This is a genomic window from Mariniradius sediminis (genome assembly GCF_021491425.1).
Taxonomy (GTDB): domain Bacteria; phylum Bacteroidota; class Bacteroidia; order Cytophagales; family Cyclobacteriaceae; genus Mariniradius; species Mariniradius saccharolyticus.
Window position 1 is genome coordinate 65,722 of record NZ_JAKEVZ010000011.1, and the last position, 19,288, is coordinate 85,009.

At 47.8% G+C, this 19,288-nt stretch carries 16 protein-coding genes; 8 read left to right on the plus strand and 8 right to left on the minus strand.

Going from position 1 to position 19,288, the window contains the following annotated elements; translation table 11 throughout:
- The first annotated feature begins 75 nt into the window (after positions 1–75).
- The 3 genes from L0U89_RS14480 to L0U89_RS14490 are packed head-to-tail and all read left to right on the plus strand — an operon-like array spanning position 76 to position 3,106.
- A complete protein-coding gene (locus L0U89_RS14480; protein ID WP_234862167.1) occupies positions 76–1,164 on the plus strand; it encodes an efflux RND transporter periplasmic adaptor subunit in 1,089 nt (362 codons plus the stop codon).
- Positions 1,161–2,420 (plus strand): ABC transporter permease, encoded by a 1,260-nt coding sequence (locus L0U89_RS14485; protein ID WP_234862168.1) that lies wholly within the window; start codon positions 1,161–1,163, stop codon positions 2,418–2,420. The genes L0U89_RS14480 and L0U89_RS14485 overlap by 4 nt, the downstream gene beginning before the upstream one ends.
- A gap of 2 nt (positions 2,421–2,422) precedes the next feature.
- Entirely contained in the window at positions 2,423–3,106 is a 684-nt protein-coding gene (locus L0U89_RS14490; RefSeq protein ID WP_008626707.1) for an ABC transporter ATP-binding protein, read from the plus strand.
- 242 nt (positions 3,107–3,348) lie between these two features.
- Here the strand turns inward: L0U89_RS14490 and L0U89_RS14495 are convergent, their stop codons facing one another.
- Together L0U89_RS14495 and L0U89_RS14500 are read right to left on the minus strand one after the other, a co-directional pair.
- Positions 3,349–3,756 (minus strand): hypothetical protein, encoded by a 408-nt coding sequence (locus L0U89_RS14495; RefSeq protein ID WP_234862169.1) that lies wholly within the window; start codon positions 3,754–3,756, stop codon positions 3,349–3,351.
- Positions 3,753–4,097, minus strand: coding sequence for a hypothetical protein (locus tag L0U89_RS14500; RefSeq protein ID WP_234862170.1), 345 nt, complete (start codon positions 4,095–4,097; stop codon positions 3,753–3,755). The genes L0U89_RS14495 and L0U89_RS14500 overlap by 4 nt, the downstream gene beginning before the upstream one ends.
- A gap of 468 nt (positions 4,098–4,565) precedes the next feature.
- Between L0U89_RS14500 and L0U89_RS14505 the strand changes: the two genes are divergently transcribed.
- The 4 genes from L0U89_RS14505 (at position 4,566) to hisIE (ending at position 8,659) form a co-directional block, all read left to right on the plus strand.
- Positions 4,566–5,660 (plus strand): serine hydrolase domain-containing protein, encoded by a 1,095-nt coding sequence (locus L0U89_RS14505; RefSeq protein WP_234862171.1) that lies wholly within the window; start codon positions 4,566–4,568, stop codon positions 5,658–5,660.
- A gap of 58 nt (positions 5,661–5,718) precedes the next feature.
- Positions 5,719–7,137, plus strand: a complete 1,419-nt coding sequence (locus tag L0U89_RS14510; RefSeq protein WP_234862172.1) for a Glu/Leu/Phe/Val family dehydrogenase — start codon at positions 5,719–5,721, stop codon at positions 7,135–7,137.
- Positions 7,138–7,262: 125 nt separating this feature from the next.
- Positions 7,263–8,021 carry an imidazole glycerol phosphate synthase subunit HisF gene (hisF, locus tag L0U89_RS14515; RefSeq protein ID WP_234862173.1) on the plus strand — a complete coding sequence of 253 codons (759 nt, stop codon included), beginning with the start codon at positions 7,263–7,265 and terminating at the stop codon, positions 8,019–8,021.
- Positions 8,022–8,053: 32 nt separating this feature from the next.
- Entirely contained in the window at positions 8,054–8,659 is a 606-nt protein-coding gene (gene hisIE, locus L0U89_RS14520; protein ID WP_234862268.1) for a bifunctional phosphoribosyl-AMP cyclohydrolase/phosphoribosyl-ATP diphosphatase HisIE, read from the plus strand.
- A gap of 137 nt (positions 8,660–8,796) precedes the next feature.
- Here the strand turns inward: hisIE and L0U89_RS14525 are convergent, their stop codons facing one another.
- The 6 genes from L0U89_RS14525 to L0U89_RS14550 form a co-directional block, all read right to left on the minus strand.
- Positions 8,797–9,345 carry a GNAT family N-acetyltransferase gene (locus L0U89_RS14525; protein ID WP_234862174.1) on the minus strand — a complete coding sequence of 183 codons (549 nt, stop codon included), beginning with the start codon at positions 9,343–9,345 and terminating at the stop codon, positions 8,797–8,799.
- 35 nt (positions 9,346–9,380) lie between these two features.
- The gene (locus tag L0U89_RS14530; protein ID WP_234862175.1) at positions 9,381–10,382 is read right to left on the minus strand and encodes a bestrophin family protein; all 1,002 of its coding nucleotides are present in this window, start codon (positions 10,380–10,382) and stop codon (positions 9,381–9,383) included.
- An 86-nt stretch (positions 10,383–10,468) separates the two neighbouring features.
- Complete coding sequence (locus L0U89_RS14535) at positions 10,469–11,302, minus strand: hypothetical protein (protein WP_234862176.1); 834 nt, start codon at positions 11,300–11,302, stop codon at positions 10,469–10,471.
- Positions 11,303–11,305: 3 nt separating this feature from the next.
- Positions 11,306–12,250, minus strand: coding sequence for a Smr/MutS family protein (locus L0U89_RS14540; RefSeq protein ID WP_234862177.1), 945 nt, complete (start codon positions 12,248–12,250; stop codon positions 11,306–11,308).
- Positions 12,247–13,551, minus strand: a complete 1,305-nt coding sequence (locus tag L0U89_RS14545) for a cryptochrome/photolyase family protein (RefSeq protein ID WP_234862178.1) — start codon at positions 13,549–13,551, stop codon at positions 12,247–12,249. The genes L0U89_RS14540 and L0U89_RS14545 overlap by 4 nt, the downstream gene beginning before the upstream one ends.
- A gap of 26 nt (positions 13,552–13,577) precedes the next feature.
- Complete coding sequence (locus tag L0U89_RS14550; protein WP_369413255.1) at positions 13,578–18,101, minus strand: translocation/assembly module TamB domain-containing protein; 4,524 nt, start codon at positions 18,099–18,101, stop codon at positions 13,578–13,580.
- Between the two features lie 133 nt (positions 18,102–18,234).
- On the opposite strand from L0U89_RS14550, the gene tsaD reads away from it, so the two are divergent.
- On the plus strand, positions 18,235–19,239 hold the full coding sequence (gene tsaD / locus L0U89_RS14555; RefSeq protein ID WP_234862179.1) for a tRNA (adenosine(37)-N6)-threonylcarbamoyltransferase complex transferase subunit TsaD: 1,005 nt from the start codon (positions 18,235–18,237) through the stop codon (positions 19,237–19,239).
- The last annotated feature ends 49 nt before the right edge of the window (positions 19,240–19,288 follow it).

A 19,288-nucleotide genomic window follows, 5' to 3' on the forward strand; every position in this document is an offset into this window, starting at 1 on the left:
GGCATATAGATTTTCGCCAAACGACTGTCGGAATTGTTTGATAAGCCCTAAATTTCCGTACCAAAGCAATGCGCTATGAATAGACCAATTTTGCTGATTTTCGCTTGCAGTATTTTTTGTCTTGCCGCCTGTAAATCTTCCACGGAAAGCACATTTCCCACCCGTGAAAACATCTCCGAATCCGTCTATGCCTCGGGTCTGATCAAAGCCGAAGGGCAATACCAGGCCTTTGTGAATGCAAGCGGGACGGTACAGGAAATATTTGTCAAGGAAGGGGACACGGTTGCGATCGGTACGCCGATTTTGTCCCTGTACAACGAATCCACGCGGATCAACCGAGAGTTGGCGGAAGTGGGCAGGGAATATGCGGATCAGCGCGCCAACCAATCCAAGTTGAGGGACCTCGAGCGCGCTATCGATTTGGCCAAAAACAAATTAATCAACGATTCGCTCCTTTATGTCAGGCAGCAATCGCTGCGCAACCAAGGAATCGGCTCTGCGGTGGAATTGGAGCAGCGCAAGCTCAATTTTGAAAATGCCCGCACATCCTATCAAAACAGTGTTTTTCGCTACCAGGATCTCAAAAGGGATATCGAATTCAACGAACGCAATGCCAGCAAAAATCTGGCTATCAGTAAAGCGCTGGAAAGTGAACTTGTGCTGAAAAGCGAAATGAACGGGATCGTGTATTCTCTTTTAAAAGAAAAAGGGGAAATGGTAACGCCTCAAATGCCCTTGGCGATCGTTGGCAGCGCCCAAGGATTTCTTTTGGAAATGAAAGTCGATGAATTCGACATTGTCAAAGTCCGCCAAGGACAGGAAATATTAGTGACGATGGACAGTTATCGTGGGCAAGTCTTTCGGGCGACAGTCAGCCGTATTTATCCGATTATGGATGAGAAAAGCAAGACGTTTACGGTCGAAGGTGTTTTCCGAACCCCACCCCCTAGACTGTATCCGAATTTAACTTTGGAAGCAAATATTGTGATCCAAACCAAGGAAGCTACACTTACGATCCCCCGTGCATTCCTCCTAAAAGATAGCTCCATCATCACCGTGGATGGAGACACTTTATCCCTCAAGCTGGGCTTGATGGATTACGAAAAGGTCGAGGTATTGGAAGGATTGGATGAAAAAACCGAAATCATCAAGCCTGTGCCATGAAGTTTACCCTGATCTTGGAAATTGCCCGGGCCTTGATGCTTGCCCGTCTGAAGCAGACGTTGATTGCGGCGACGGGGGTGGTGTTCAGCATTACCATGTTTGTGGCTTTGTTGGGTTTTATGAACGGATTGAATCAACTGCTTGACGGATTGATCCTGAACCGTACCCCGCATATCCGCTTTTACAATGAAGTGAAGCCCACCGAAAACCAGCCTGTGGATATATTTCAAGGCCTGGCAGATTCATACAACATCATTCGCTCCGTCAAGCCCTCCGCAAGTCGCGTGAGTATCCACAACAGTGCGGCAATCATGGAGACTTTGAAGCAGGACGAAAGGGTCCTGGGTGTTTCTCCGAAGATATCCGCACAGGTGTTTTACAACATCGGAACGATCGACGTGTCGGGTGTCATCAATGGCATCGATGTGGAGGAGGAGAATCGGCTTTTTGCATTTCAGGACTACGTCACGACGGGGAATTTCATTGACCTGAAAAATGTATCCAACAGCATTATCCTCGGAAAAGGTGCCGCCGACCGTATCATGGCAGAAATCGGGGATGTGATCCAGGCGACCACTTCCCAAGGCAACCGCGTCCAACTCAAGGTGGTGGGGTATTACCAATCGGGCTTGGGAGAATTGGACAATGTACAATCCTATGCCTCTATCGGAACAGTGCAGAAGATGATCGGCGAGCCGTCCAATTACGTGACTGATATCCAAGTCAAACTCCATGACTTCAACCTCGCGCCGGGTATGGCTAGGGATTATCGGAATATCTTTGGAATAGATGCTGACGATATCCAAACTGTCAACGCCCAATTCGAAACAGGTACCAATATACGAACATTGATAAGCTATGCGGTGGGCATCACTCTCTTGATTGTGTCTGGATTCGGGATCTACAATATCCTGAACATGATGATTTATGAAAAGATGGACACAATTGCCATTCTCAAGGCAATTGGTTTTTCGGGGAAGGATGTCAACAGGATCTTTATCACGATTGCGATTACGATAGGGGTTACAGGGGGTACGATAGGTCTTATTCTTGGATTTTTGGCTGGATTGGGCATCGATCAAATTCCCTTTGAAACAGCGGCTTTGCCCACCATCAAGACATTTCCGGTCGACTTCAACCCGAAGTATTACATCATCGCAGGCATATTTAGCATCGTCACAACCTATTTTGCCGGGTATTTTCCCGCCAGGAAAGCAAGCGGGGTCGATCCTGTGGACATCATAAGAGGAAAATAACCATGAAGCAGGATATCGTACTCGAAGCCCGACAAATCAGCAAATACTTCTACAGCCCCCAAAAGACACAGGTGCTGAGAGAAGTCAGTTTCCAGATCCAAAAAGGTGAATTCGTTTCGGTGATGGGCAAATCCGGCTGCGGAAAGTCCACGCTGCTGTATATCCTCTCGACCATGGATACGGACTACGAGGGGGATTTGATCATGGATGGGGAGCTGTTGACCGGAAAAAGCCCCAACCACCTGGCACAGGTCAGGAACCAAAAGATTGGCTTTGTCTTCCAGTTCCATTACCTGCTCAATGAGTTCTCGGTTTTGGAAAACGTGATGATTCCCGGACTCAAACTTGGCAAGGAACAGCGGCAGGCATTGGAACACAAGGCGGAACAAAAACTTCGGATCTTTGACATGCAGGACCACATGCTCAAGACACCCAACCAACTTTCAGGTGGCCAAAAACAGCGGGTGGCGATAGCCAGGTCCCTGATGAACGATCCCTTGCTCATCATGGGCGACGAACCCACCGGGAATTTGGATAAGAAAAACTCGGACATCGTGTTCAATATTTTTAAGGAACTGGCAGCCGAATTCAAACAGACCATGCTGATTGTTACCCACGATCCGGAGTTTGCTGCTGGCACGGATCGGGTCATCGAGATGGAGGATGGGAGGATTTTACGGATGTGAGGGGTTAGCGACCCTCCATGGAAAGGAATATCGGGGATTGGGTACTGCTGCATTTGAAGGTGGAAAATGATCACCTTCTGTGTTGATGCCCTGAGATTTTGATACTTTTTGGGATGCAGGAGAAGCTGAATTGGCGCTGGTACCGGCAGATTCCAAGATGGCTCACGGTCGCTGACGAAGTACCGAAAAAGTGGATGGTTTTTTGACCAGCCTAAAAATGAATATTCCCAAGCCTGAATACGCTAAAGCGGAATTTTCAGGGTAAGAGAGGGGATATTTCTGGGCAGTTCACCTCCAATATTGGGTTGGTGTAGTGCCTTTGGTTCCAGACTAAGCTTTGCGGCCGTTCGGGCATTATACCCCGCGCTCAAGAATAAGGGGATGCTCGTGCTGATGGAAAGAAATCCAGTCCAACCAAGAAAGGAAGTGACTCTGGAGTTACTTGATCCGTCGTTTGGGTCATATTTATAAGGTATGGCAATGGCAGTAATGGAAAGCGCTAGGCCAGTTCCTAGGAAAATCCAGCCTGCCTTGTATTGAGCGTCACTCTTTTTCATCAAATCCTGCTGGTGTTCGAGAACACTGGTGGTTTGTCCGAGTGATTCAAAAGCAACAAGGGCTACCAGAATTAGGGCAAGGAGGTACTTCATCGTTTTTGTGCATTTAGAGGAAGTGAAAAACTAATCGTTGGGCAAGCATTTGGGGAAAATCCCGGCGCCTGCAGCGCCTGAGTTTGTCCAAGGCCCATACTTAACTTTCCAGCTTTTCTGCCATTCGAGGCAGAACTGATGATAATTGGAATACTAACCAAGGTCGATATACTACCTGCTGCCAAAAAAAACACTGAAGCACCTCCAGCAAAACCTGAACCACTATCCCAAGCGGCAGCAAACAGGACTGTCCCAAGCACTACTGCTCCAACACCCGCCCCAAGCATGACCAGTCCGGTCTTTTTTTGTCGTTCGCTTTGTTTGACGTATTCCTGAATCAAGAATTGGTTGGAGTCTTGCTGGGCTAAGATTGGCTGGACCAAAAACAAGAGGGCCAAGGAAAAACAGACAAAAAGAATCTTCATAAATGACTGGGGTTAGTAAAAATTTTGGTGGATTTAAAGTGAATTAAGATACTAATTCCGCAGGATATAGGCAAGTCTTTATTCTACTGTTTTCCTAAATTCAATTGTCAACTCTGAAATCATGTGGTCAGTATATTTGTAGGGAATAATCATTGAGATCAAATATTCCCTGATTTGTATGTCGTTTCATTCTCTGCCTTTTTTTTTAATGGCTTGGGCCAATTGCTGACGCGCTTGAGAATCAGGTCTGTCGCTTTTGTGTCGATAAGTCCAATGTCTTTCGGAATTCGATTTTGAAATCCTAAATTTGAATCAAGTAAATAAGTTTTTCTAGCATGTACTTTTATCTTCGTACTTTGTTATCTATCTCCTAATCCTTTTCCTATGTTTTCAAGATTTCTTCTTGCTGCGTTCACAGTCTTGCTTGTTTTTTCCTGTAAGGAAAAAGAAGACCCCACGCCCATCCAACCTGCGATGTACTTTCCCCCGCTTACGGGCAGCGAATGGGAAACCACCGATCCACAGAAACTTGGCTGGAATACGGCCAAAATCCCGGAACTCAAGACACTCCTCGCGTCCAACGGCACCCGTGCCTTTATCATCCTGCACAACGGCCGCATCGTCATGGAGGAATATTTCGGTCAGCGCCTTTCGGGCGGGCAGCCTTTTGACCAAAATGCCCTGTGGTATTGGGCATCGGCGGGCAAAACGCTCACCGCGACCTTGGCCGGGATTGCCAAGCATGAAGGCAAACTGGATGTCACCAAGCCCTCGGCGACCTATCTGGGCGCGGGTTGGACTTCACTGAGTCCTGCACAAGAGTCCAAAATCACCGTTTGGCATCAGTTGACGATGACCTCGGGCCTGGATGATGGTGTAGCGGACCCATTCGACACACGCCCCGCTGCCTTGGTATTCAAGGCTGAACCCGGAACCCGGTGGGCCTACCACAATGCACCCTACACACTCCTCGACAAGGTCATCGAAGGGGCCACAGGCCAAAATTTCGCCACCTATTTTGATGCCAAGCTGGCTTCCAAGATCGGTATGACGGGTTCCTGGCAGAAGGTGGACTTCAACAACGTCTACTTCTCCAATGCCCGCTCGATGGCAAGGTTTGGCTTGATGGTATCCGCCAACGGCTCCTGGAACCGTGAGCAGATCATCCAGGACAAGGAATTTCTCCAGTCCATGATCAACACCTCCCAAAACATCAACGAAAGCTATGGCTACCTTTGGTGGCTAAATGGCAAGTCTACCTTTATGGTTCCGGGTCTGCAGACAAGGTTCCCGGGTTCGCCCACACCCAATGCCCCGGACGATATGTACTGCGGGATGGGCAAAGATGGCCAGTACGTTTGTGTGGTCCCCTCCAAAAATTTGGTGATTGTACGCATGGGAAGCTCTCCGGATCAATCCTTGGTGCCTTTCATGTTTCTCGACGATATCTGGGGAGTCCTGACAAATATCATCCCCTAAAACCACCTAGTTCTCTTGTTTCATTTGTAACTTGGGCATGACAATAAATCCCAAGATTATGAGCAAGACTTCCAGTTACAGCCTTTTTGATGATGTTTGCGGTTTCGTGGATGAAGCCGCGCAGTATTTGGATATCCATCAGGGACTTTTGGACCAGATCAAGGCTTGCAACAGCATCTATAAGTTCAATTTTCCGATCCGCCACGAGGACGGTACCTATGAGGTGCTTACCGGATACCGCATCCAGCATTCCCACCACAAGTTGCCGGTGAAAGGGGGAATTCGCTTCAGCAGCTTTGTGGACGAAGAAGAAGTCAAGGGACTTGCCGCGCTGATGACTTACAAATGCGCCTTGGTCAATGTGCCCTTTGGCGGTGCCAAAGGCGGCGTGAGTGTCGAGCCCAAAAACTACAACGAGCGGATGCTGGAGAAAATCACGCGCCGCTATACTTCAGAACTCATCAAGAAGAAATTCATCGGACCGGCCATTGACGTGCCGGCGCCGGATTACGGTACTGGTGCGAGGGAAATGGCCTGGATCGTGGATACCTATGAGGCCTTCAATCCCGAAGTCATCAATGCCAAAGGATGTGTGACGGGCAAGCCACTTTCCCAACATGGCATTGACGGGAGGACGGAAGCTACCGGACAGGGTGTTTTCTTCGGGATTCGCGAAGCACTTGCTGTCGAGGAGGATATGCGGGAATTGGGATTGACAACGGGGTATCGTGGAAAAACGGTCATCGTACAGGGATTGGGGAATGTGGGTTACTATTCCGCGAAGTATATCGCCGAAGCAGGGGCCAAGGTGGTCGGCGTGGCGGAGTGGAACGGTGGAATTTGGGATGAAAAAGGCATCGATATCGAGGCCTTGAAAGAATACCAATTGAAAAACAAGGGATTCAAAGGCTTTCCAAAAGGGGAATTTATCGAAAACAGCATCGAGATGCTGACCTACCCCTGCGATATACTGATTCCGGCCGCGCTGGAAAACCAGATCACCAAGGACAATGCTCCCAAGATCCAAGCAAAGATCATCGGCGAGGCCGCAAACGGTCCCGTGACCAAGGAGGCAGAGAAAATCCTCTTGGAAAAAGGTATCATGGTCATCCCCGATATGTACTTGAATGCAGGGGGCGTCACGGTTTCTTACTTCGAATGGCTCAAAAACCTGTCCCGTGTTTCCTTCGGCAAGTTGGAAAGAAGGTATGACCAGGAAAAGTTCAGGCGCCTGCTCGGCACGATCGAAAACGCGACAGGGGAGGAGTTTACCGAAGACGAGAAAATCCAATTGATCCAAGGGGCCTCGGAGCGGGATTTGGTGTTGTCGGGTTTGGAGGAAACGATGGTCACAGCCTATCACGCCATCAACAGGGTCCGCAAAGAGAAAAACATCAAAAGCCTGCGCACGGCGGGATTTATACTGGCGCTGCAAAGAATCGCCCAAAGCTATACCGATCTGGGAATTTTTCCATGATGGGCTTGGTTGTATAGGTTCCAAAAGCGGAAATTTGGGCTCCCTACCCAATAGGCGGGGAGCCTTCTTTTTTGGAGAGGGTATGTACCATGTCGATTTGTACATGGGGATTTTGAAAATCGATTATGCTGACCAAACGAATCATCCCCTGCCTGGATATCAAAGACGGCAGAACCGTGAAAGGCGTGAATTTTGTGCAACTCCGCGATGCGGGCGACCCCGTCGAACTGGCGAAAGTCTATTCGGACGAAGGTGCGGATGAACTGGTATTTCTTGATATCACCGCGACGGTCGACAAGCGGAAAACCTTGACCGATTTGGTTACCAAAGTGGCAAAGGCGATCAATATTCCCTTTACGGTCGGCGGGGGAATCTCGACGGTCGAGGACGTCAAGGTGCTCCTCAGTGCCGGTGCCGACAAGATTTCGATCAACTCTGCCGCGGTCAAGAACCCACAGATTATCAATGAAATGGCGCTGGAATTTGGTTCGCAATGCGTCGTCGTGGCGATCGATACCCGCAATGTGGATGGGATTGATTTTGTCCATACCCACGGAGGCCGCAAGCCTACCTTGCTGCGGACACAGGCTTGGGCCAAGGAAGTGGCGGACCGTGGCGCGGGGGAAATCCTCCTGACTTCCATGGACCACGACGGTACCAAATCCGGTTTCGCCAACGAGATCACAGCGGAGATTTCGGCAGCATTGTCCATTCCCGTGATAGCATCCGGTGGTGCGGGAAATATGTCGCATTTCAAGGATGTTTTTACCTTTGGAAAGGCTGATGCCGCGTTGGCTGCCAGTATTTTCCATTTCAAGGAAATACCGATTCCTGACCTCAAAGCTTACTTGGCAGAGGAGGGGATTAGCATGAGAATTCAATGAGCCGCAATTGGCAATCGAAAAAGACTTATCAGATGGAAAAACTGGAGATAGATTTTGAAAAGGTAAACGGGCTTGTACCCGCGATCATCCAGGACGTGGATACAGGTGCCGTGCTGATGTTGGGCTATATGAACCAAGAGGCTTTGGATCAAACCCTCGAGACGGGCAAGGTGACATTTTACAGCCGCACCAAGGAGAGGCTATGGACAAAGGGTGAGACCTCGGGGAATTTCCTCTTGTTGAAATCCATCAAGCTCGACTGCGACAACGATACGCTCTTGGTCCAGGCAAAACCCGTCGGTCCCGTTTGCCACAAAGGCGATGATACTTGCTTTGAGCAGGAAAACAAGAGCAAGACCCATTTCATCGACCACCTGCGCGGCATCATCAAGGACCGCAAAAACAATCCCAACCAGCAATCCTATACAGCATCTCTGTTTGCCAAGGGCATCAATAAAATCGCCCAAAAGGTAGGAGAGGAGGCGGTAGAGATCGTTATCGAAGCCAAAGATGACAACAAAGAACTGTTTTTAGGAGAGGCGGCCGATTTGCTTTTCCACTACTTGGTTTTGTTGGAAGCCAAGGGCTACGAGCTCGATGAGGTGATGGATGTGCTGATCAATCGGCACCAAAAATAAGGGCGGAAACCTCCCCATCATTCATGATTCGGTATTCGGCGTTCATCACCTGCCCACCGCAGGGGGGTTCGTAATTCTTTTTTTCCTAGAATATCGAATGTCGAACATCGAATAACCAATAACGAATAACCAATTCCCTACCTCCAATCCCAAACCACGATACACCAAATCTGCCCGTCTTCGGCTTCATAGCGTGCTATTTCCTGGAATCCTACCCGCCCATGGGCGCGGAGTGAGCGGCCGTTCATGGCGTTGATCTCGGTCACGACCATTTCGAAATCTTTCGAATGGATTTCGCGGTAGGCCTTATAGATGGCATCAAAAATCCCCATGCCCCGATAGTCCTTGCTTACACATACCTGCCCAACGACCAAAAAGCGGTATTCGCTGAGCCTTTTTCCATCGTATTCCAAGGACTCTAGCATTTCAAACATCGGCATCAGTTCCGGTATGTCGTACTTGGTGTCCTCTGTCATCGCAAGGACATATGCTGCGATCGTATCGCCGTCTTTGGCGACCACATGTGGTGCGAATCCATGCATTTTGGCCAGAGATTCGACGTCATGCCTTGCAAATACAAAGCCTTGGTCGAGGTTTTCGAGGTTGGTGATGTGATTTTCTTCCTGCAATTCAAGGATGCCCTCGAGGTCTTCGACGGTTTGGGCGGTTTGGATTTGGATCGACATGGCGTGGGGGAATTGTCTGCGAATGTACGGCCTTTTTACATCAAAAATCCGTTTTCGACGGGGTAGGGTTCCGGGATATTTTCGTCGTTTAGCATTTCACGCAGGTCGATTTCGATGGACCTCGTGATTGCTGAAATCGGGATGTCGTTGTAGGCGCTTTCGAAGGGATTTTCGGAATAGTCGCCGATCCTTTCCATCAAGAAAAATATCCAAATGATCAGTCCTGAAAACGGAATAGTCATCCACACCCAGAGTTCATTGCTGGCTTCAAAAATATCCAAGAGCCCAAACGGAATCAGGGCGCAAAAGAAATAGTTCATCCACAATGCGACTGAGGCATATTGTCTGGGAAGGGGGAAGTTTTTGATCCGCTCACAAGTGCCTTGGTTGTCATAAAAATTGCCGATCAGCTGGTGAAACCATACCTGCTTGTAGTCCGAGATCAGGCCCTCTTCTTTCAGTGCGGCGAGTTCCTCTGTTTGCTTTTTCAGGATCTGGACTGGAATATTCTTGACCTTAATAAAACACTCTAGTTCATCCGCCGCCAGATAGGGAGCCAGTTCCTTGGCCACACCATCTTCCATGATTTTGGCGTACTGAGGCACGAAAAAAAGATCCTTTGGCCCATACTTGTGTTCCCAGGATTTTCTGGTGTCGCGCAGGAGTCTTCTCAGTGCGATTGTCCAAGCCAAATGCCTGTAAATGATGCGTTTTTTTCTTGCTTCCAAATCGCCGTGCGAATCCTTTTCGATCAGGCTCAGGATTCCAGTGGCAAAAGTCCGGCTGTCGTTCACGATTCCTCCCCAGGCTTTTCGCGCCTCCCATGTGCGGTCGTAGGAGGAGTTGTTTTTGAATCCTAGGTAGAAGGCAACGGCGATACCAATGACGCTGATAGGTTCCCAAGGAAGTGTGAAGATCGCCCAACCGGTAAATTTATACAGTAAGGTAACGGCTGTGGCATACAACATCCCCCTGATAAACGACTTTCGGGACCATCTAAAAGTCATCCAAAGGCTGTAATTTCTTTTGGTGTACATCGTGCAGGGTTTAGAGCAAATTCTAAAAAAAGATAATTTATCGCAAAAAAGCTTTCAATCCAAGATCAGCCCTCGCCTATGCATTTCTACTCCAAAATCCGCTCAAACAATTGCTTGCATTGGGATTCCACTTTTTGGGTATAGGTTTTTTTGTTTGCCTGAAGTTGGGAAAGGAGTTCTAGGTACTTTTTCGATATATGCTCACGATCGGCAAGATACCCGGTCAGGTGCTGCAGAAAAAGGTGGTTTTGATACCAATCGTTGAGGGAGCGCTGCAATTCGGCCATTCGGTCGTGTACTTCCTGCACAAAGATCGAGTTGAATCCCGATTCGATCCTGAGATTCTCGAGTGCAGTTATCACCCTTAGACCCTCGTAGATGTCCTTCAGTGCCCCGCTGTTTAGTTTTTCTTTGTTGTCGAGGTTAAAAAACTCCAGTTCCTCGTTGATTATCTGAGTGGTAGAGGTGTTGATCATCAGTGGCTTCAGCCCCTTGCTGTACTGATGGACCTCCTCAAATAACTGCTCCCAGACCTTGAGCGGCGTGGCTACTATTTGGTCGTACACGTCAGTGTAAAGGATCGACTTCTCGTTTTCGAGTTGTTTTCTGTAAGAGTTAAAACTCAGGTTGTTTTTTTCCTCGATTTCATCGAGTTGGCGCATGATGAATTTGAGGTGTTTGGTCTTTTTGAGACCTTTGAAAATCTTTTTGAAAGGGGAAAATAGCTTGAATTGGAGCTTTTCCTCTTCAAAGTATATCCGCGACAATAGATCCGTGTATATTTCAAGGAATATCAATCTTTGCTCCAGTTCCATGGCTTTCTTTCCACGGTACTTTTTCCCAAGTGCGAGAAAAGCCTCCTTCGCATCTGCGTACTGCTGGGCAAATAATCTGAATACAGGGGATAGTTTTCCGATCATGGCTCAAGAAATTCTTACCAAAGTGGCGCCATAACCGAAGCGGTCTTTCTGGCTGTCTTGAAAATACTTAATATTTCCCATTTGGCTGAGAATCTTGTGGATTTCTTTTCTCAGTACGCCGTTGCCTATGCCATGCACAAAAGTGATCTCATCCATGCCGGAGGCAATGGCTTGGTTCAGGTTGGTTTCGAATGTCTTGAGTTGCAGCCTGAGCATTTCTGAATTGCTCATTTTGGAATGGTCTTCGACGAGCTTCTCGATGTGCAGGTCGATTTCGCGAGGCGGTTTCTTGAAGGTGGGCTGCTCAACCATCTTTCCCTCGTTCAATTCGGCATTGAGCTCCTGTACATTGATTTCCTTGGTGTTTTCCGAAAGCTTAAAAACATAGCCATTCTTTCCAAGGACGGGGATTTTGCCTTTGCTCTTGAAGAAAGAGCTAGCCTTGAACTTGATCCGCCGTTCGATCGAGGGAAGCTGTTTTTCGATTTTTTCATGGATCGGAAAAAGCTGCACCAAAAGCATCGGCCATTCTTCGAAGTCCGCAATTGATTTCTCGCCAACCTTCATGGAGCCGTTCGGGCCAATTTTGTTAGCCAAAAGCGTCTTGCAGTTTTCGCCGAAAAGATCTGCAACCAGTACGAAATAGGTCCGTACGCTGTCGTTGCAGATGTAAATGCTGTGGTCCTTGTCGTTAAGCGGGATGTAGCCCAAAAAAACGCCTTCTCCGCTGACTGTGCCGCCGTCCAGGACGGATGGGGTTTGGCTGGGAGCTTGCGCGCCGCCGAAATATTGCTTTTCTACAGCAGAAACTACGACGACCTCACGCCGGTGGACGGGAATACGGAATCCGTCTTCGATTTCTATTTCCACCATTCCCCCGGACGAAATCTTGCTGATTACTCCTGATTCGTTGCCATGAAGGATTCTTACTTTGTCGCCTATATTCATGTTGCCTGCAGCGCCGCCTGATATGTGTCGATGGCTCTTTGTCTGGCAAATTTATGATCTACCATCGGTTTTGGATAGTCCGACGTGCCAAATTCTGGTATCCATTTGCGGATATATTTCAATTCTTTGTCAAATTTCTCCGTTTGGGATTCGGGATTGAAAACCCGAAAGTACGGCTGGGCGTCTGTACCAGTGCCCGCCGCCCATTGCCATCCGCCATTGTTGGAGGAAAGCTCAAAGTCGAGGAGTTTCTTCGCAAAATACGCCTCACCCCATCTCCAATCGATCAAGAGGTGTTTTGTCAAAAAGCTCGCCACGATCATACGGACACGGTTGTGCATGTAGCCAGTCGCGTTGAGTTCGCGCATACCGGCATCCACGATCGGGAATCCGGTTTTGCCATCACACCATTTTTTGAAATCTTCCTCTGATCTCCTCCAAGTAATTTGGTCGTAGGCTGGCTTGAACGCATGGTCTACGACTTGTGGGTTGTGGAAAAGAATCATCATATAAAATTCCCGCCAAATCAACTCGTTGAGGTAAGTCTGATTGAGTTTCACAGCTTTGAGTGCGAGCTGCCTGACTGAGATCGTGCCAAAACGCAGGTGGACCCCAAGTCGCGAAGTGCCTGCAATCGACGGGAAGTTTCTGGTCTGGTCGTACTTCGAGATAAGGCTTTCATCCACTTTCAAAGGGGGAATGGCGATTTCACTGCGCTCAAATCCCATTTCTCCCAAACTCGGAATCGGAAGGGGAGAGGTCTGGTAAAAGTTGTTTTTCCTGGCGTCAAGCGCCAAAGTTTGGATGTTGGATTTCTGAAAACGATCCATCCAAGCCCTGCTGTAGGGTGTAAAAACTTTATAAAAGTCACCACTCCCGTTGAGTATCTCGTCTTTTTCGAATATGACCTGATCCTTGAAGTCCAAAAATTGGATTCCTTTTCTCTTCAGGAGTGCCGCCACCGCTGCGTCACGCTCTTTGGCGTAGGGTTCATAGTCCCTATTGGTGTAGACGACTTGGATGTCATATGTCTCCAACAATTCCCGGTAGACATCCAAGGGGTTTCCATATTTCACCAAAATACTACTACCAAAATGCTGGAGCTCTGATGATAACCTTTGAATTTGGTCGTGAATGAAAGTGACTCGCGCATCGTCTTTGTCCTCAAGTTTGTCGAGGATGTTCCTGTCAAAAACAAATAGGGGCAAGACGTTTTTTTCCTGTTGGTAGGCGTAAAAGAGTCCGGTATTGTCCTCTAGCCGAAGGTCTCTTCGAAACCAAAATAAGCTGACTTTTTCCATCAAGGGTTTATTTTCAGCTAATCAAGTCAATTCTTGCTTGAATTGTTTTTCTCTTTTTCTTCTTTTCTGGGAAGTCCGAGCGGTTGGTCCATCTGCAGGTCGAGTGGATTGACTCTTTTGTCCAGATTTTCCAAGGGGATATTGTTCCAATTTTGGTCTTCCTCCATCTGATACCTGAGAAAATCATCCGTGTCGTTGATTCGGAGCTTTTCATTTTCTTTTCTCCGGATTTGGTTCCACAGCTCCCCGAAGGAATTGAACTGGATATTCTGGGAGACCGAAACGCCATAGGTAGCCACATTCCGTGTCAGGGAAAGGGAGGTGAAGGTGTTGAAGTTGTTTCTGTTGTAAATCCGCATGCGGTAGCGTCCGTCTTCGGTAATCATGTATTCGGCCTGCCAGTCGCCCGCAATGCTGTTGAAGTCGGCGTTGCCGCGCATATCGGTAAAGCCACCGTCACGACTCACCCGAAGCCTGCCGTCAAGGAAGGTGTAGGCCACGCGTAGTTGAAAGGTTTCGAGCGCGTTTTGGTCCAAGTTTGCCAAATCCAAATCGACTTCCAGATTTTGGTCCACCTGGGCGATGAAGCTGTTGAGTTGGGAGGAAAGCAGTTGGCTGAGGTTGGAAGTGGCGATATTGCCCACGCCGCTGAACTGTCCTTCTGGTGACAGTGCACGCATCATGATGACCGAGAAAACCTGTCTATTTTTCTCCTGCTCGTCGTTGGCGATTCGGTTTTGGAATGCCGAAATGTAGGTCTGCAAGTTGCCCTCCTTTGGAAACTCGTTGAAGTCAAAGTTGAAGGTGATTTCCGGAGAAAGGAGGTTTCCCTTTAGGTTCATGAGCACTTTGAGCGGAAACCTGCGGCGCATCATCGGGTCTTCGATCGTAGCGTTTTGGTTGGACTGGAGCGCTTGCAGATTGACATTTTCCTGATAAAAGGCCTTGATGTCCATGATGCCTTGATAGGGGTCGCCAAACCAACTGATTCGTCCGCCGGGCTCCACGATAAATTCCTTTCTGATCAGGTTATAAAGCGAGAAGTTATACCGAGCCTCGGAGATTTCATAGTTGCCGGACATGGTGAAATTTCCCTGCGTATCGATGTTCATGCCAAGTACGCCACTGCCTTTTCCTTGGATACTTTCTCCCGTCCGGGGATCGATTTGGATTTCGACATAGGCGTCCGGCGTCACATCAAAGGTGAAATTCATCCGGAGATTGTTGATTGCAAGTTGTTCGACCTGCTCTTCAAATTGGACGAGCCGGCTTGTGTCGCGGACGTTGATGATTTTGATATATTCCTCTTGGGCAACTGTATTCGTGGACCCAAAGGGAATGTAAATCCTGGTATCCGGCATGGACGTGGCCCGCGCGGTGATGTCCAAGTTGTTGGCTGCGCCGAATACATTCAAGGTTCCCGTGGCGTAGGCTGTTCCATAGAATGTGTCGTTGTCCTTCGAGCCTGTGTTGAGCACCTGGAAATTTTCAAGGTTGGAACTGATATCAAGGATAAAGTCAGAAAAATAATCATGGGAAATACCTCCCCGAAGACGAGCCCGATTTCCCCGCACATCCCGCAGCACAAGCTCACGAAAACTGATTTCGTTTGTGTTGAAAAGGATGTTTCCGTCCACGACGTAGAACGTGTTGAGATAGTTGATCAGGAATTTTCCACCTTCCAATCTGCCAGTGCCCATCACCACAGGGAAGTTCAAAGTCCCGTTGATGACCAAATCGCCCGTCACCGTGCCACCGATTCGTGTCAGGTAATTGGAAATATAAGGTTCCAAAACGGACAGGTCTGCTTCATTGAGTTTGGCGTTTAGTTCCAGTCCATCATCCAGACTGCCCAAATACCCGTCCACTGCGATTACTTTTTTGCCATTTCTGGTATTGCTCAGCTCAATGTTGACCCTTTTGTTTTCCAGAAAAGTCGCTGCTTCAATGTCTCCGACAAGAAATTTGTTTACATGTAAATCTTCGATGAACAATTGTCCGAGTAGCTCCGGGACATCATAAAGATTGCTGAATCCAAAGTTTCCATTTGCTAATCCCTCATATTCCCTTGTGCTGAGTGTATTGATAAAATCAAGGTTAACATCATGGATGACCAGTTCCAACACATCTTTGGGATTTGGGGAAATCGTACCGTTCAGGGAGAGGTATTGATCTGCGTTGAAAAGCTTCAGGTTATCAAAAAGGACGGTTTTATTCGCAATAATGATCTCATTGTCAGAATCAAATCGCCAGATTTTGTCCAGGATTTTCAGTTCAGAGGGCTGAAAAACGATGGAGGTGTGGTCTTTGAAAAGCGTGATGTCATTCTTCACACGGACATAGCTGCCTGTTCCCAATTGATCCTGCTCGTAGGACAAGTCTATCGACGATCCATCCCAAATTGCCTCCAAAGCCATGTTGTTGAATGTCAATCCGGACGATAATTCCTGTTTTTTCGAAAACAAATACAAGGAAGCCAACACGTCGTCGGCATCATTGAGTTTGGAAGTGTTAAAGTCCAGGTTGGTATTATACAACAGGTTTCCATCAAAATACACCGTATCGATGCTGGAGAAAAAGTTGAATACCGTGTTTTCCGGTGTTTGGTAAAAAGCCCCTTCGATGATCGTGTTTTTGGAAATGGTGGCGCGTGGTTCCAGCAGGTTGATGATGGGGTTGATGTCTATGAAATTCAGATTGATGTCGATCTGATAGGGTTCGATCTGTTTTTTTGATTTGGTTTTTGGGGTAAGACTGTTGTTGGTGAGAATGTTGATATAATCGTCCGACAAGTCGGTCAGGTCATCAATCAATTGGTTGACTTTGAAGTTTCCCGAAATTCCCGCCACCAACAAATCAGAATTGAGCCTTACGGCGCGGAGATCATCCGTAAATAGGGATTGGAAAAAGAAATTGTCCAAATAGAGATTTCGCCCCTCATAGCTGAAGTTTATTTCGCTGAATCTCGCAATGCCTTCCACATCGTCCAAAGTGATTCCCCGGGTGTCGAGGTCGACTCTGCCACTCACGAAAGTTTCTTTCTCCACCAGTTTTATCTCGTGCAGAAAAGCGGTATCAACCTGCACCTGCAATCTCACAGAATCTTTTCCATCCCTTAAATCCAAAACTCCGGACATTTCTCCCTTGAGATTTTGGTCGTTAACTTTTAGTTTACCTGAGAAAAGGTCCTTTCCATAAGTCGCATCAGTCGTGATGTTTTTGAAATCATAGCCATTTATTCCCGCACTTTTGATAGCGGCATCTACTTGCAGGAGGGCGGTTTCTGCTGTCAGGCCTTTTCCCTTGATATTGCCGGTCATCGTGACTTTTTGGAATTTTTCAGGATCTTCGACGAGCACGCCTACATCGAGATTTTGGAGTTCAAGGCGGCCGCTATACGTGGGTTCGTTGTTGACCGTTTGATAATTCAGCCTACCAATGGCATTTCCGATTCCTGTCCGAAATCTTCCATTGGCTGTGAAATAGTGGAGGTAACCGGAAAAATCCGAGTCAAAACGGATCGTCCGAAACTTATTGAGTTCCTTTCTCGCCGATTCGCCGATGTAGGGTGCAAGGTCATTGCTCGTGAGGACGGAATTTTGCAGCGAAAGCTCAAAAAACGAGTTGTCCAAATCCGGCAGGCCATCGATTTTGAACTTCCCAAAAAGCGCACTTTGCGTCCCAAACCTGATCAACAATTCTTCTGAGGAGAGATTGTCGACTGTTCCTTCGATTTCCCCACTTAGGTAAATGCGATCCTCGTAGTTTGGGAGGTTTTCCGCAAAATATCGCAAATCCTGGATGTTTAGGGCCGTTTCCTCCAATCGTGCCAAAATCGTCACCCGCGAATTGAAATAGGAAAGCGCCCCGACAGAGTCATAGCTGAATCTGAGATAGTTCTTCACTTCTGTTTGATTGGACCTGAGAAACAGATCATCAAACTCCATGAAAGTCGGGGTATAGGTGAAAACGGTCTTTAGCTGTTGGAAGACAAGTCCCGAAGTCAACTCTTCGCCTCGCATGTAATTCACCTTCACGCCGATTTCGGGGCCTTGTGCGTAAAACCCGTCTGCATCGGCGATCAGGTCCCTGAATTTGAGGTTGTTGAAATCGAAACCCTCGGTGATCGGGATCGCCCCATAGTTGATGATATCAAGGGAGGTTTTGTCGAGGTGGATGTTTTCGATGCTGAATTTCGAAGGTTTTTTGTTTGGATCCCTGGGTGCACTTGGAAAGAGGTCATTGATCCTGGCAATAAATTCTGCGAGGTTTATATACGACTCGTCTGCATGGAAAAGCAGCCGGACGTTTCCTTCTTCAAGTTTGATCTGATCTATGGATGGGTTTTGGGTATTTAATAAACTGCGAATCGAAAAGTCGATGTAAACTTCCTTTAAGTCCACCATCAAGCTGTCATGGTGATCCCTGACTACCACGTCATTGAGGCTGACGGCATCCCACCACCTGATTCGGACTTTGGATATGCTTGTTTGGAATTGGGTGTTCGTTGTGATGAATTCAGTGAGCGCCTTTGTTATTCGAGTTTGCACAAATGGGATTTGGATCGAAAGCGCAACGAGGAGGAAGAGTATCAGGACAAAAAGGACGAGCCTTGATAATAGCCGAAAGGCTTTGATCAAAAATTCCGTAACTTTGGGGCTCTTTTCCAAGGACTACACGCGAATGAAATTAAATATTCTGGCTATTGAATCTTCCTGTGATGAAACGTCGGCGGCAGTAATTTCTGATGGCAAAATACTTAATAATATCATCGCCACGCAATCCGTACACGAAAAATATGGGGGAGTCGTTCCGGAGCTAGCCTCGCGTGCACATCAGCAACACCTGATTCCGGTCGTGCATGAGGCCATGCGATCTTCCGGCCTGCATAAGTCGGATTTGTCGGCCATTGCATTTACCAAAGGCCCAGGTTTGATGGGATCCTTATTGGTCGGAGTGTCCTTTGCAAAGGCGATGGCGTTTAGCCTGGGGATTCCGCTGATCGAAGTCAACCACATGCAGGCACATATCCTTGCACATTTTATCGAGGACCCAAAGCCGAACTTTCCGTTTATCTGCCTCACAGTCAGTGGTGGCCATACGCAACTTGTTCTTGTTAGGGATTATTTGGATATGGAAATCATAGGCGAAACGACCGATGATGCGGTAGGAGAGGCTTTTGACAAGACGGCGAAGCTGATGGGATTGCCTTATCCTGGAGGTCCTTTGATCGACAAGTGTGCCCAACTCGGGAATCCCAAGGCGTTTCAGTTTCCCATCTCGGACATGCCGGCGCTGAGTTTCTCATTCTCCGGTATCAAGACTGCCGTGATGTATTTCCTACGTGACAACCTAAAGGAAAACCCCAAGTTCATCGAGGAAAACCTTCATGATATCTGTGCCTCCATCCAATACACACTGATCAAAACGCTGATGCAAAAGCTCAAAAAGGCAGCAAAAGAGTACAGGATAAAAGAAATTGCAATCGCGGGAGGGGTTTCAGCCAACTCGGGACTGAGGCAAACGCTTCAGGAAGAAGCCAAGAAATTGGGTTGGAATACCTACATTCCTAAGTTCGAATACTGTACCGACAACGCCGCGATGATTGCCATGGCTGCGCACTTCAAGTATTTGGCCGGGGAATTTTCCTCCATCGACGTAGTGCCCGAGGCGAGAATGAAGTTTTAAGTGGTTCTTAACAGCTACTTCGATCTTCATCCTGCGATACGCTAGACCA

Excerpts from the sequence above, each read along its gene's own strand:
- L0U89_RS14480 (WP_234862167.1), top strand. The coding sequence starts at position 76 with ATGAATAGACCAATTTTGCTGATTTTCGCTTGCAGTATTTTTTGTCTT.
- L0U89_RS14485 (WP_234862168.1), top strand. The coding sequence starts at position 1,161 with ATGAAGTTTACCCTGATCTTGGAAATTGCCCGGGCCTTGATGCTTGCC.
- L0U89_RS14490 (WP_008626707.1), top strand. The coding sequence starts at position 2,423 with ATGAAGCAGGATATCGTACTCGAAGCCCGACAAATCAGCAAATACTTC.
- L0U89_RS14495 (WP_234862169.1), bottom strand. The coding sequence starts at position 3,756 with ATGAAGTACCTCCTTGCCCTAATTCTGGTAGCCCTTGTTGCTTTTGAA.
- L0U89_RS14505 (WP_234862171.1), top strand. The coding sequence starts at position 4,566 with ATGTTTTCAAGATTTCTTCTTGCTGCGTTCACAGTCTTGCTTGTTTTT.
- L0U89_RS14510 (WP_234862172.1), top strand. The coding sequence starts at position 5,719 with ATGAGCAAGACTTCCAGTTACAGCCTTTTTGATGATGTTTGCGGTTTC.
- hisF (WP_234862173.1), top strand. The coding sequence starts at position 7,263 with ATGCTGACCAAACGAATCATCCCCTGCCTGGATATCAAAGACGGCAGA.
- hisIE (WP_234862268.1), top strand. The coding sequence starts at position 8,054 with ATGGAAAAACTGGAGATAGATTTTGAAAAGGTAAACGGGCTTGTACCC.
- L0U89_RS14525 (WP_234862174.1), bottom strand. The coding sequence starts at position 9,345 with ATGTCGATCCAAATCCAAACCGCCCAAACCGTCGAAGACCTCGAGGGC.
- L0U89_RS14530 (WP_234862175.1), bottom strand. The coding sequence starts at position 10,382 with ATGTACACCAAAAGAAATTACAGCCTTTGGATGACTTTTAGATGGTCC.
- L0U89_RS14535 (WP_234862176.1), bottom strand. The coding sequence starts at position 11,302 with ATGATCGGAAAACTATCCCCTGTATTCAGATTATTTGCCCAGCAGTAC.
- L0U89_RS14540 (WP_234862177.1), bottom strand. The coding sequence starts at position 12,250 with ATGAATATAGGCGACAAAGTAAGAATCCTTCATGGCAACGAATCAGGA.
- L0U89_RS14545 (WP_234862178.1), bottom strand. The coding sequence starts at position 13,551 with ATGGAAAAAGTCAGCTTATTTTGGTTTCGAAGAGACCTTCGGCTAGAG.
- tsaD (WP_234862179.1), top strand. The coding sequence starts at position 18,235 with ATGAAATTAAATATTCTGGCTATTGAATCTTCCTGTGATGAAACGTCG.